Source organism: Burkholderia sp. 9120, from assembly GCF_000745015.1.
Lineage (GTDB): Bacteria > Pseudomonadota > Gammaproteobacteria > Burkholderiales > Burkholderiaceae > Paraburkholderia.
The window spans coordinates 1,498,577-1,511,780 of the sequence record NZ_JQNA01000002.1 but is presented as its reverse complement, the minus strand read 5'-3'; the positions used below and the strand labels follow the sequence as shown (position 1 = coordinate 1,511,780).

Annotated in this window: 9 protein-coding genes; 3 read left to right on the top strand and 6 right to left on the bottom strand. The window is 64.8% G+C overall.

Annotated features, from left to right (window positions below):
* Positions 1–48 precede the first annotated feature (48 nt).
* Positions 49–468, bottom strand: a complete 420-nt coding sequence (locus FA94_RS14995; RefSeq protein ID WP_035552483.1) for a PaaI family thioesterase — start codon at positions 466–468, stop codon at positions 49–51.
* Positions 469–701: 233 nt separating this feature from the next.
* On the opposite strand from FA94_RS14995, the gene FA94_RS14990 reads away from it, so the two are divergent.
* The gene (locus FA94_RS14990) at positions 702–1,340 is read left to right on the top strand and encodes a nucleotide-binding protein (RefSeq protein WP_035552481.1); all 639 of its coding nucleotides are present in this window, start codon (positions 702–704) and stop codon (positions 1,338–1,340) included.
* 89 nt (positions 1,341–1,429) lie between these two features.
* On the opposite strand, the gene panD is transcribed toward FA94_RS14990, so the two are convergent.
* The 4 genes from panD to FA94_RS14970 form a co-directional block, all read right to left on the bottom strand.
* Positions 1,430–1,816: an aspartate 1-decarboxylase gene (gene panD, locus FA94_RS14985; RefSeq protein WP_012432059.1), complete on the bottom strand. Its 387-nt coding sequence runs from the start codon at positions 1,814–1,816 to the stop codon at positions 1,430–1,432.
* Positions 1,817–1,870: 54 nt separating this feature from the next.
* Positions 1,871–2,704 (bottom strand): pantoate--beta-alanine ligase, encoded by an 834-nt coding sequence (gene panC, locus FA94_RS14980; protein WP_035552480.1) that lies wholly within the window; start codon positions 2,702–2,704, stop codon positions 1,871–1,873.
* A 167-nt stretch (positions 2,705–2,871) separates the two neighbouring features.
* Positions 2,872–3,747: a segregation and condensation protein A gene (locus FA94_RS14975; RefSeq protein WP_035562181.1), complete on the bottom strand. Its 876-nt coding sequence runs from the start codon at positions 3,745–3,747 to the stop codon at positions 2,872–2,874.
* A 10-nt stretch (positions 3,748–3,757) separates the two neighbouring features.
* Positions 3,758–3,943: a DUF3460 family protein gene (locus FA94_RS14970; protein ID WP_035552477.1), complete on the bottom strand. Its 186-nt coding sequence runs from the start codon at positions 3,941–3,943 to the stop codon at positions 3,758–3,760.
* A gap of 409 nt (positions 3,944–4,352) precedes the next feature.
* On the opposite strand from FA94_RS14970, the gene FA94_RS14965 reads away from it, so the two are divergent.
* Together FA94_RS14965 and FA94_RS14960 are read left to right on the top strand one after the other, a co-directional pair.
* Complete coding sequence (locus FA94_RS14965) at positions 4,353–6,191, top strand: autotransporter assembly complex protein TamA (RefSeq protein WP_035552475.1); 1,839 nt, start codon at positions 4,353–4,355, stop codon at positions 6,189–6,191.
* 28 nt (positions 6,192–6,219) lie between these two features.
* Positions 6,220–10,608 (top strand): translocation/assembly module TamB domain-containing protein, encoded by a 4,389-nt coding sequence (locus FA94_RS14960; RefSeq protein WP_035552473.1) that lies wholly within the window; start codon positions 6,220–6,222, stop codon positions 10,606–10,608.
* A 173-nt stretch (positions 10,609–10,781) separates the two neighbouring features.
* Here the strand turns inward: FA94_RS14960 and metG are convergent, their stop codons facing one another.
* Positions 10,782–12,917: a methionine--tRNA ligase gene (gene metG, locus FA94_RS14955; protein ID WP_035552471.1), complete on the bottom strand. Its 2,136-nt coding sequence runs from the start codon at positions 12,915–12,917 to the stop codon at positions 10,782–10,784.
* Between the last annotated feature and the right edge of the window lie 287 nt (positions 12,918–13,204).

Sequence of the window (13,204 nt, the reverse complement as noted above, 5' to 3'; positions counted from 1 at the left end):
GCATGAGGCTGCGGTTTTGTCGGCGCTCACCGCCGCGCACCCACCCCCTCAATACAACACGATCTGCGTGCAACGAAACAGCGCGATCGTCTTGCCATTCGGATCAGTCACGGTCGCATCCCACACCTGCGTGCTGCGCCCGAGATGTACGCCCTTGGCGACCGCGCGGATCGTGCCTTCGGTCGCCGTGCCGAGAAAATTGCTTTTCAGTTCGACAGTCGTGAAATTGCGCGCCGTTTCCGGCAGATGCGCGAGGCACGCGTAGCCGCACGCGGTGTCGGCGAGCCCGATTACGGTGGCGGCATGCAAAAAACCGTTCGGCGCGAGCAATTCTTCCCGCACGGTCAATTCCGCGGTCAGGACGCCTTGTTCCAGCGACAGGACCTGCACGCCCAGCAAGCCGGGCAGCTTGCCCCGCTGGCGTTCGTGCAGGCGTTCGACGGTGTATTCCGGGCGGAGTTTGCTCATGGATTGGTGGGTCCCAAGTGGAGAAATCGACGGTGCCGGGCGGTCATTTGGCCGCCTTGGGGCTTCGGCCCCAGTGCATTTCTCGATATTATCAACGGCTGGATCGGCATGCGTGCCCGAAACCGGCAGCTTCAGCCGGTGCGGCAGCGGGCCGGCGCGAGATCAGAGCGAAGTCAGAACGACATACGCGGCAAACCGGCTGGCGGCGACCAGTCTTCTTTCCGGGAGAATTCATGACGGTGATTGTGGTGGCGAATCCGAAGGGCGGCGTGGGCAAAAGCACGCTGTCCACCAATCTGGCCGGCTATTTCGCGGCGTCGGGCGAATGGGTTGCGTTGGCGGACCTCGACAAGCAGCAGTCCGCGCACGCGTGGCTGTCGTTGCGCCCCGACACGCTGCCGGCCATCGAAACCTGGGAAGTCAGCCAGGACACGCCGGTCAAGCCGCCCAAGGGGCTGGAGCACGCGGTCATCGACACCCCTGCCGGATTGCACGGCAACCGGATGAACATCGCGCTGGATCTGGCCGACAAGGTGATCGTGCCGCTGCAGCCGTCCATCTTCGACATTCTCGCCACGCAGGACTTTCTCGAGCGTCTGGCGAAGGAAAAAGCGGTCCGCAAGGGCACGATCGAAATCGGTGTGGTCGGCATGCGTGTCGATGCGCGCACGCGTTCGGCGGAACAACTGCATCGGTTTGTCGAAGGATTGAATCTGCCGGTGCTGGGCTTTTTGCGCGACACGCAGAACTACGTGCAACTCGCGGCGCACGGCCTGACGCTGTGGGACGTCGCGAAAAGCCGCGTGGAGAAGGATCTGGAGCAGTGGCAGTCGATCATCGAATGGGTCGACGGGACGGCGAAGAAGGGCTGAGGCGGGCTCCCGGCGGAAACGGGCAGTGCCGAATTATCCGCAAAGCGCGCGGCGAACGCGTTGAAGTTTCACGCTAGCCGCGCCGATCTTCAGGTCCAGTTCTGCGTTGGCACGTGATCGCGGCTGCCCTTGATCTTGTTGTTGTCGTCGACGAACACCAGATCCGGCTTCCAGCCCGCCTTCAACTCGGCCTCGTCGACCACCGCGAACGCGGCGATGATCACCAGATCGCCCAGTTGCGCGCGCCGCGCGGCCGAACCGTTCAGCGAAATCATGCCGCTGCCGCGCTCGCCCTTGATCGCGTAGGTCGAGAAACGCTCGCCGTTGTTGATATTCCAGATGTCGATCCGTTCGTTTTCGACGATGTTCGCTGCTTCCAGCAAGTCTTCGTCGATCGCGCACGAGCCTTCGTAGTGCAGCTCGCAGTGCGTGACCGCGACACGGTGGATCTTCGACTTCAGCATGTTGCGTTGCATGACCAATCAATCCCTTGTGGCTTCTGATGCTTGTCTGCGCCGGCCGAGGCCGGGTCAGATTTCGAGGTTGTCGATGAGGCGCGTGGCGCCGAGTTTGGCGGCCGCCAGCACGACCAGTTCCGCCTCCGTGTCTTGCGGACCCGGCGGCAGCAGATCCGAGCGCTTGCGCACCGCGATGTAGTCGGGCTGCCAGCCGCGCGCGGCCAACGTGGCCATCGCGGCCTGCTCGATCTTCGCGAAATCGCGGTTGCCGGACAGCACGGCTTCGCGCACGCGGTTCAGCTCCGCGGCCAGCACCGGCGCTTCGGCGCGCTCGGCGGTCTGCAGGTAGCGGTTGCGCGAGCTGAGCGCGAGGCCGTCGGCGTCGCGAATGGTTTCGGCGGCGATGATGTCGGTCGGCAGCGCGAACTGGTTGCACATGCGGCGCACGATCATCAACTGCTGGTAATCCTTCTTGCCGAACACCGCGACGCGCGGCTGCACGCACGACATCAGCTTCATCACGACCGTACACACGCCCTGGAAGAAGCCGGGCCGGAATTCGCCTTCGAGGATGTCGCCCAGATCGTGCGGCGGATGCACGCGATACTCCTGCGGCTCCGGATACAGATCGCGCTCGGTCGGCGCGAACAGCACGTAGACGTTTTCCTTCTGCAGCTTTTCGATGTCCGCTTCCATCGTGCGCGGGTATTTGTCGAAATCTTCGTTCGGACCGAATTGCAGACGGTTGACGAAGATGCTCGCCACCACCGGATCGCCGTGCTGGCGCGCGAGACGCATCAGCGACAGATGCCCTTCGTGCAGATTGCCCATGGTCGGCACGAAGGCCGTGCGATTCTGGCCGCGCAACTGGTCGCGCAATTCATGGATCGAGCTGATGACTTTCATGATCGGACAGGGAATTCCTCGCGCGGCGCGAGACTCGGTCGATGCGAAACCTCAAGGAATCGCGCGGTCCGCCGCCTCACTGGTAATGACAGGTTCGGAGCGCGGGATTGTAGTGGATTTGCGCGCCGTACGCACCGAAACGAGGCGTGTCGGTGCGTACGCTGAGGTCAGGCCGGCGAATACGCGAGCCGCACGTAGATCGGCGCGAACGGTTCGGCCTGGGTGATCTCGACCAGCGACTCGCGGCACAGCTCCAGCATGGCGATGAAATTCACCACCACGACCGGCACGCCCTTGGTCGTGTCGAACAGGTCGGCGAATTCGACGAAGCGCGCGTTCTGCAACTGCCGCAGGATCGAACTCATATGCTCGCGCACCGACAGCTCTTCACGCGAAATCTTGTGATGCTGGACCAGCTTGGCACGCTTGATCACGTCGGCCCACGCGGCGCGCAGGTCTTCGCTGTCCACGTCCGGAAAACGCGGCGTGATGCTTTGCTCGATGTAGACCTCGGCGCGCAGGAAGTCGCGCCCGAGTTGCGGCAGCTGGTCGATACGCTGCGCGGCCAGCTTCATCTGCTCGTATTCGAGCAGGCGGCGCACCAGTTCCGCGCGCGGATCTTCGGCTTCTTCGCCGCTGTCGGCCTTCTTCACCGGCAGCAGCATGCGCGACTTGATCTCGATCAGCATCGCGGCCATCAGCAGATATTCGGACGCGAGTTCGAGGTTGGTCTGGCGCAACTGGTCGACGTAGCCGAGGTACTGCACCGTGACATCCGCCATGGGAATGTCGAGCACGTTGAAGTTCTGCTTGCGGATCAGGTACAGCAACAGATCCAGCGGTCCTTCGAACGTTTCGAGGAAGACCTCGAGGGCGTCGGGCGGAATGTACAGATCGGTGGGCAGCTTGAAGAGCGGCTCGCCGTACAGGCGCGCGAAGGCGATGCCATCGACGGTGTCGGGCGTCGAATCGGTGGCGGGCGCGGCTAGCGCGGCGTCGGCGGATGCCGGCGTGGCGCTGTGAGCCTCGTCGGCGTGACTCACGCTCACCCGTTTAGAAGTTTTGATAGTACGAGTAAGGCGTCTGCTCCACGCGCGAGGCTGTCTGCTCGGCGCGTTCTTCCAGATCGATCGGCTGTTTGTCCCACAGCAGCGCGCGGCCGCGGCGTTGCTCGGCTTCCAGGCTGGGCTTCTGTTGCTTGAGCTGGTTCAGGAACTGGGTGATGTCCGATTGATACATGGCTCGACGTCCGTGGTGGGTGAGGGCGGCTGCTCTCCCGGAATCCGCTGGTGCAGCGGGAGGGTGCCGGGTGGCCGCGCCGTTATTCCATAATTTTACCCGATGCGCCGCGCGCGGTCGAAAAACGTGGGCAGGGTGGTGGAAGAGGCGGTGGCGTGCGCGGCCGGCGCGCGCCGCTGCAAACAATCCGGAACCTGGCTTGTGTGCGGTGCGTCAAAGGCGGGCGTCCGGCGTACGGCTCCTTGGCGCGGCTGAACGCGCGTTGCGCGGCGGCCGCCGGCAAGCCGTCGTCGCGCGCTTCGCGCCCTTTTAGAGATCGGCGGCCTTGCGCCGATGTGGTCAAATAGCGTGCTTCGGCCGCCGCGGCGCGCCTGAGCGACACATTCATCAACCCGGCCGGAGGTCCTGTTTGGCGGTAAGTGCGATCGAAAAGCCGCGTCAGCGGCGCGGCAGGGCCGGCACCGGGCGTGGCTATTCCACCGCGCCCGTGTTGCGCTGGTTGCGCGCGTGGCTGGCGTTCGGCATCGTCATGCTGGCGCTGTCGGCCGGCGCCGCGCACGCCGCGCGCCCCGCCGCCAGCTACAAGGTCGACATCGACGCCTCGCCGCGCTCGCTGCGCAAGCTGCTCGAGGCGCATCTGGATATCGCGCGCTTCGCCAAACGGCCCGACATCAGCGACGACCAGTTCGAGTTTCTGATCACCGCCACGCCCCAGCAGGTGCGCGATCTGGCGGCCACGCAGGGCTATTTCACGCCGGTCGTGCGTACCGACGTGCGCACCGTGGACAACGCGAAGCGCGTCACGGTCAGTGTCGACCCGGGGCCGCAAACCCACATTTCATCGGTGTCGCTGTCGTTTCGCGGGCCGGTGCTGACCGAAGATCCTGCGCAGGAAAACGCCGCGCGGTTCGCGTTTTCGCTGCACGAAGGCGACGCGTTCTCGCAGGGCGACTGGGAAGACGCGAAGAACGCGTCGCTGAAGGCGCTGCAGGCGCGGCGTTACCTGGGCGCGAAAATCTACCATTCCGAGGCGCGCGTCGATCCGCGCACGCACGAGGCCAAACTGTCGGTCACGTATGACAGCGGGCCGACCTTCACGATGGGCAAACTCGACGTCTCCGGCACGCGGCGCTATCCGGAACAGATCGTCGACAACGTCAATCCGATCGCGGTCGGCGATATTTACGACGTGCAGCGCGTCGCCGAATTGCAGCGGCAACTGCAGAACACGCCGTACTACGCGAGTGTGGCGATCGACGTGGACAGCGACCCGGCCAAACCGGCCGACACGCCGGTGCACGTGAAAGTGTCCGAGTATCCGTACAACAGCTTCCGCGGCGGTCTCGGTTATTCGACCGACAACGGCCCGCTGATCCAGGGCGCGTATTCGTATCTGGATACCTTCGGCAAGGCATGGCCGTTCACCGTCGAAGGCCGCGCCGACCAGATCCAGCAATACGGGCAAATCCAGTTGGCCATGCCGCCGGGCCCGCGCGCGTGGACCAATAGCGTGCTGGCGTCCTACACCACGACCGACGTTTCCGACACACGCATCTACAGTATCCGCGGCGGTGTGCAGCGGGCGCGCACGTCGCAGTTCATCGACTACAACTACTCGATCCTCTACTACCAGGACCGGCTCGATCAGAACGCGATTGCGCCGACCACGAGCCGCGCGCTGGTGCCGTCGTGGTCGTGGACCCGGCGCGATACCGACGACCCGCTGTTCCCGCGCAAAGGCAACCTGATTCACGCCGAGGCGGGCTTCGCGATAAAGGGCGTGCTGACCGATCAGACCTTCGTGCGCGGCTATGCGCGCGGCCAGCAGTACCTGCCGATCGGCAAGCAAGACCTCGTGGTGCTGCGCGCCGAACTCGGCGGCGTGTTTACCAGCGGCAGTTCGAGCGGCATACCGGCTTCGCTGCTATTCCGCGCGGGTGGTTCGAATTCGGTGCGCGGCTATGGTTATCAGAGCATCGGTAACGAGGTCGACGGTTCGGTGCTGCCCACCAAATATCTCGTCACGGCCGCGGCCGAGTATCAACACTGGTTTTCGCACGACTGGGGCGCTGCCGCGTTCTTCGATGTCGGCACCGCCACGGATACCTGGGGCGAAAAAGTCTTTTATCCCGGCGTCGGGGTGGGCGCGCGTTGGCGCAGCCCGGTCGGCCCGGTCAATGTCGACGTCGCGTATGGCATCCGCAATAAAGACGTGCGACCGTATCTGACGCTGGGCATCGCCTTCTGATGGACACCTGCTTCGACATGATTCCCGCATGACAACGGACGTTTCCGCCCAACCACCCGCACAGCCGCCCGGCGCGTATCCGTCGGACCCGCCGTCGCCCGAAGCGCCGCCGCCGAAGCGCCGGCCCGGCCGTCTGTTGCTGAAAACACTCGCATGGACGATAGGCGTGCTGGTGCTGCTGGTCGCGCTGGCGGTCGGCCTGGTGTATGGCGCGCTGACCACCGAGCGCGGCACCGCCTATGCGTGGCAGGCGGCGGTCAAACTGCTGGGCGGCAAGCTGAGCGGCACGCTCGAAAGCGGCACGCTCGCGAACGGCTTGCAGTTGCGCGAGGTGCGTTGGCGCAGCCTCGACGGCAGCGGCACCGATATTCAGATCGATCGTGTGGCGGCCCGCTGGGGGCTGACGCGCAAGCCGTGGCGTTTGACGATCGACTATCTGCATGTCGGTACCGTCGACGCGCGCATCGGCGCTTCGTCGTCGAGCAGCAGCGAGCCGCTGAAGCTGCCGCAAGATTTGCGTTTGCCGATGCAACTCGAGGTCCGCGACGTTCAGCTCGACAAACTGCTGCTACGCGAGGGTGGCTCGACCACCGAGTTCTCGCGCTTCATGTTTCATGGGCGCAGCGACGGGCGTCATCACGAGGCCGCGATCGAGCGGCTCGATACGCCGTTCGGCGCGGTGACGGCGTCGGCGAAACTGGACGGCGTGCGGCCGTTTCCGCTGACCGGAGACATCGGCTATTCGGGCAAGGTGAATAACGAGGCGGTGCAGGTGGGCGGCCATCTGAGCGGCTCGCTGGAGAATCTGATCGCTGAACTCGATGCCAGCGGCATGAAGCTCGCCGGTCACGCGCGCGTCGAGGCCACGCCGTTCGGCACCGTGCCGTTGAAGCGCGCCACGCTGACTTTCGATCATGTGAATCCGCAGGCGTTTGCGCCGGGTGCGCCGCTGGCGGATCTGGCCGTGCGGGCGGAGTTGCAGCCGGTGACGCAGGACGGGGCGGGGACGGTTGTGTTGGGGGCGAGCGCGGCTAGCGCGGCAATACCCGCCAGCGCCGCGATGACCGGCGCGTCCACCACAGCGGTAGCGCCACTTGTCAGCGCCAGTAACGCCAAAGGCGCCAGCAACGACACCGCCAAATCCGCCGCCACGACCTTCGCCGTCGCCGGCCATGTCTCGATCGTCAACGCCAAGCCCGGCGCGATCGACCAGAACCTGCTGCCGATCATCGACGCCAACGCGGACGTGCGTCTCGACGCCGAGTCGCAGCGCATCTCGAACCTGGCCGTGCGGCTCGTCAAAAGCGCCACGCTCAGCGGCGGCGGGACGCTGACCGGCAAACGCGGGCAGTTCGATCTGCAGGTGGCCGGGCTCGACCTGAACGCGCTCGAAGCCACCGTGCGGCCTACGCAACTTTCCGGGCCTATCGGCATTCGTTTGAACGACGACATACAGAGCGTCACGCTCGATCTCGCCGATCCGAAAGCGGCGCTGCGAGCTCAAGGCAAGATCACGTTCGACCCCGCGCGAACCAGCTTCAGCGATGTGCGCATCTCGTCGGGCAAAGGCCGTATCGACCTGTCCGGCGCGCTCAAGCACGACGCGAATTCCACCTACAACCTGAAAGCGCAGCTCACCGATTTCGATCCGTTGACGCTGACATCGCAGATGCCGTCGCGCAAGCCGGTGAGCGGCGCGGCGTCGGCTTCTGCACCCACAGCCGTTAGTGCGAAAGGCAAGAAGCTCACGCAAGCCAGCAAAGCACAAGTGCAAGCCGAAGCCGCAGCCGAAGTGGGCAGCACGGCCGGCGCGAAAAGCGCCGCGCCCGCCGACCAGGCCGCCGCCGCCGTGAAAAACACCGCCAAAGCGGCGGTGAAAACCGAACTCGCCCAGCGCAAGACCGCGCCGTCCAAACACGTCGCACCGGCACCCCGCAAGAGCAAGATCGAAGCGCGCGTGAACGGCACGCTTACCGCGGCCGGCATGCTCGGCCCGGTCTTCACGACCAAGGCCGAATTCAAGCTCGGCCCGAGCGTCTACGACAACCTGCCGCTAACCGGCGGCGGCACCGTCCAGTTGGCCGGCTCGCGGATTCTGCCGAGCCGCGCGAACCTGTCGGTGGCGGGCAACCAGGTGGATCTGCAAGGCAGCTTCGGCGCGCCGGGCGACCGCTTGCGATTCCGCGTCGACGCGCCGCAACTCGAACGCCTCGGTTTCGGCCTCGCGGGCCTGATCGCGGCCGACGGCGACGTGACCGGCTCGTTCGCGCATCCGAATGTCATGCTGAACTACAAGGCTGACAGCGTGGTGTTCAGCAGCAACCGCATCGGTCACGCGGAAGGTCACGCGGAGTTGCGCGACGGCGCGAACGGCGCGCTCGTCTTCACGACCGACGCGCGCGATCTGAGCGCGGGCGGCGTCGACCTGACCACGCTCACCGCGCGCTTGTCCGGCACGCGCGCGAATCACACGCTGGAAGCTGCGGCCACCGGCAAATTGCAGGATCGACCGCTCGATCTGACGCTCGCCGCCAACGGCAAGCTGACCGATGCGCGCGATGGAACGCATTGGGACGGCACCGTCACCCGTTTCCAGAATCGCGGCACGCCCGCGTTGAATCTCGAGTCGCCACTGGCCGTGAGCGCCGGTCCGCAGCGCCTCACGCTCGGCGCCACGCGCCTGACGCTCGAAGGCGCGGTCTTGAGCCTGAAAACCTTCGCCTTCGACCACGGCAAGATTCAGTCGGCCGGCACCTTGACCGACATTTCGCTCGCCCGTTTGCAGGACCTGCGGCGTGAGATCACCGGCGAGCCGGCGGCCGTCAAAACCGATCTGATCTTCGACGGTGACTGGGACTTCGTGCTCGGCAGCACGGCGAGCGGCCATATCCAGTTGAAGCGGCGCGGCGGCGACGTCACCGTCGAAATTGGCCGCGGACTCGCGTCGCTCGGCATTACGGACATCACCGCGCGCGCCGAATTCAGCGGCGGCAACCGGCTCAACGCCACCGTGCACGCGCAGGCGAGCCGGATCGGCGTGATCGACGCCGACGCGCACACCACGCTGGTGGCGCGCGACGGCTTTCTGACCGTCAACGAAGAGGGTGCGCTGAGCGGTAACGTGAATGCAAACGTGCCGTCGCTGAAAACGACCGGCGGGCTATTCGGCCCGAGCTATCTGCTGGACGGTCACCTGGCGCTCAAGCTCGCGCTCGGCGGCACCGTCGCCAAGCCGAACCTGACCGGCTCGCTGCTCGGCGACGGCCTTTCCGCGACAATGGTCGATCAGGGCGTGCAGTTGAAGGACGGCGTGGTGCGCATCGCGCTGTCGCAGAATCTGGTGGACTTCCAGCAGGTCGAGTTTCACGGCGCGAGCGGCACGCTGCGCGCCACCGGCCGCGTGCGTCTGGATGGCGCGGAACCGGACCTGACGGCGAGTATCGTCGCCGACAAGCTCGAACTGTTCGCGGCGCCGGACCGCAGTCTGTCGCTGTCGGGCAGCGCGAGCGTCGCGAACGCGGGCGCGCAAGGTGGCCTCGCGATCAACGGCAAGTTCGCCGTCGATCACGCGTTGTTCGACTTGCCGGAGCAGGCCGCGCCGAAGCTCGGCGACGACGTGGTGATCGTGCGCCCGGACGGCACCGTGGCCGGCGAGCGGTCGCCGCCGATCGCGGGCACCAACAAGCCGGTCGGCCCCTTCGCGCCGCGCGCCGATATCGACATCAGCCTCGGCAACAACTTCCGTTTCCGCGGACAAGGTGCCGATCTCGGCCTGACCGGCACGATCACCGCGTTGAGCGCGCCCAACCTGCCGCTGCGCGCGGTCGGCAACGTGCGGGTCACGCAAGGGTCGACCTACACCGCGTTCGGCCGCAAGCTCAACATCGAGAACGGCTTCTTCACGTTCAACGGTCCGGTGGCCAATCCCGGCATCAACATTCTCGCCATGCGCCGCAATCAGCAGGTCGAGGCTGGCGTGCAGGTGACGGGCACCGTGCAGTTCCCGGTGGCGAAGCTGGTGTCCGAGCCGAACGTGGCGGACAACGAAAAGCTCTCGTGGCTGCTGTTCGGGCACGGCACCGACCAGGGCAATAACCTCGGTCAGCAAAGCACCATGACCACGGCGCTCGCGTTGCTCGGCAGCGCAAGCGGCAAGCGGATCGCGCAGACCTTCGGGCTCGACGAGTTTTCGATCGGGCAGAGCGAGGTCGGGCTGACCGATCCGCAGGTGGTGATGGTGTCGAAGGCGATCAGCGAATGGCTCGTGCTGGGCTATGAGCAGGGTCTGCAGTCGGCGAGCAATGCGATCAAGGCGACCGTCAACCTGACGCGGTATTGGTCCGTGGCAGCGTATGGCGGCACGTTCTATGGCGCGACGCTACTTTATACGCGACGCTTCGACCGGATTCAGTGGTGATGCGCTGACGCGGGGGTGAGCATAGCCATTCCGCAGGCGAAAAAAACGGCACGCTTTTTAAAAGCGTGCCGTTTTTGTTCGTGCCTGAAATGCGCTGAAGTGCGTTGCGGTGCACTGCAGTGCGCCGCGTTGTAGCGATCAGCAAGCGCTGCCGCGAAGCAGCGCAATGCGTTTTACTTCACGCGCATGCCCGGCTTTGCGCCGCTGTGCGGTTCGAGAATGTAGAGACCCGGTTCAGCCTTTTCATCCGTTGCCGATGCAGCCAGCACCATGCCTTCCGACAGGCCGAACTTCATCTTGCGCGGCGCGAGGTTCGCGACCATCACCGTCAGCTTGCCGACCAGTTGCTCCGGCTGATACGCCGACTTGATGCCGGAAAACACGTTGCGGGTCTTCTCTTCGCCGATGTCCAGCGTGAGTTGCAGCAGCTTGTCCGATCCTTCCACCGCCTTGCAGTCGACGATCTTCGCGATGCGCAGATCGATCTTCGCGAAGTCGTCGATCGAGATGATGCCCGACGCGTCGTCCTGGTCTGCCGCGGCGGCTTTCGCTGCCTTCGCCTTGGCCTTCGCGTCGGCCGGCGCCGCTGCTTCCGGCGTGGCTTGCAGCGAATCGCGATTGGCGGCCAGCAGTGCCTCGATCTGCTTCGGATCGACACGCGTCATCAGATGCTTGTATGCGTTGATCGGGCGCGCCGAGCTGAGCGGCACGTTCGCGTCGGCCCACACCAGTGGCTCGATGCCGAGGAACGCTTCGACTGCTTCGGCCAGCTTCGGCAACACCGGCTTCAGCGCCAGCGACAACAGACGGAACGCCTCGACGCTCACGCTACACGTTTCGTGCAACGCGACACCGTTCGCCGGGTCTTTCGCCTGATCCCACGGCTTCGCGGTGTCGACGTACGCGTTGACCGCGTCCGCCAGGTCCATGGTTTGACGCAGCGCGCGGTTGTACTCACGGGCTTCGTAGTTCGCGGCGATCTGCGGCACGGCGGCGCGCAGCGTGGCCAGCAGCGGGTGCTGCATCGCGCTGTCCTGCACGCGGCCGTCGAAACGCTTGCTCAGAAAACCGGCGGCGCGGCTCGCGATGTTCACGTACTTGCCGACCAGATCGCTGTTCACGCGCGCCTGGAAGTCGTCGAGGTTCAGGTCGAGGTCTTCCATTGTGCTGTTCAGCTTGGCCGCGAAGTAATAGCGCAGCCATTCCGGATTCAGGCCCGTGTCGATCACGCTTTGTGCGGTGATGAAGGTGCCGCGCGACTTCGACATCTTCGCGCCGTCCACGGTCAGGAAGCCGTGCGCGAACACGTTGGTCGGCGTGCGATGACCCGAGAATTCGAGCATGGCCGGCCAGAACAGCGTGTGGAAATACAGAATGTCTTTGCCGATGAAGTGATACTGCTCGGCCTTCGACCCCTTGTTGACCCACGCGTCGAAATCGAGGCCGCGCTTTTCCGCGAGGTTCTTGAAGCTCGCGTAGTAGCCGACCGGCGCGTCCAGCCACACGTAGAAATACTTGCCCGGCGCGCCCGGAATTTCGAAGCCGAAATACGGCGCGTCGCGCGAGATGTCCCAGTCGGCGAGCTTGGCTTCGCCGGCGTCGCCGAGCCATTCGCGCATCTTGTTGGTCGCTTCCGGCTGCGCCAGACCGCCCACCCATGCGCGCAGGAAATTCTCGCAGCGCGGATCGGACAGGCGGAAGAAGTAGTGCGTCGAGGTCTTGCGGATCGGCGTGGCGCCCGAGACGACCGAGAACGGGTTGATCAGCTCGGTCGGCTGGTACGTGGAACCGCAGACTTCGCAGCTATCGCCGTATTGATCTTTCGCGCCGCACTTCGGGCACTCGCCCTTGATGAAGCGATCCGGCAGGAACATTTCCTTGACCGGGTCGTATGCCTGTTCGATGTCGCGCGCTTCGATCAGGCCCGCTTCCTTGAGCGCCAGGTAGACGTTTTCGCTGAGAACGCGGTTCTCTTCGGTATCGGTCGAGTAGTAATTGTCGAACGAAATCCCGAAGCTGTCGAAGTCGCGCTTGTGTTCCTGCCAGACGCGGTCGATCAGCTGCTTCGGCGTGAGACCTTCCTTTTCCGCGCGCAGCATGACCGGCGTGCCGTGCGTGTCGTCGGCGCCCACGTAATAGACCTCGTGCCCGTGCATTCGCAACGTCCGGACCCAGATGTCCGTCTGGATATATTCAACCAGATGGCCGATATGGATTTGCCCATTCGCATACGGAAGGGCCGACGTGACGAGAACCTGGCGACGGCCTGACGGCGCGCCTGCGGAGAGATCGGTTGCGGGTGCTGACATAGGGATGGTGGGAGCCTGCGGTGGGACGAAAGGTTGATTCTAGCAGGGCAGGCGTTCGGCGCGGAGCGGGCCGGGTGCCCGGACGGCCCGCGTGAGGCGGCGCCGGATCGTTGCTGAGTGCGAAGGTGCGTAAACCGAGCGCCCAAAAAAAACCGGGGTTATTAACCCCGGAGCAACAACGACAAGAGGAGAATGGTGACGCGGCGGCGATTGCCAACCGCGTACCGAATAGACAGACAGCGGATTTTCGGCAGAGTTCGAAATTTTTTCGGTCCGCGCGAGATTTT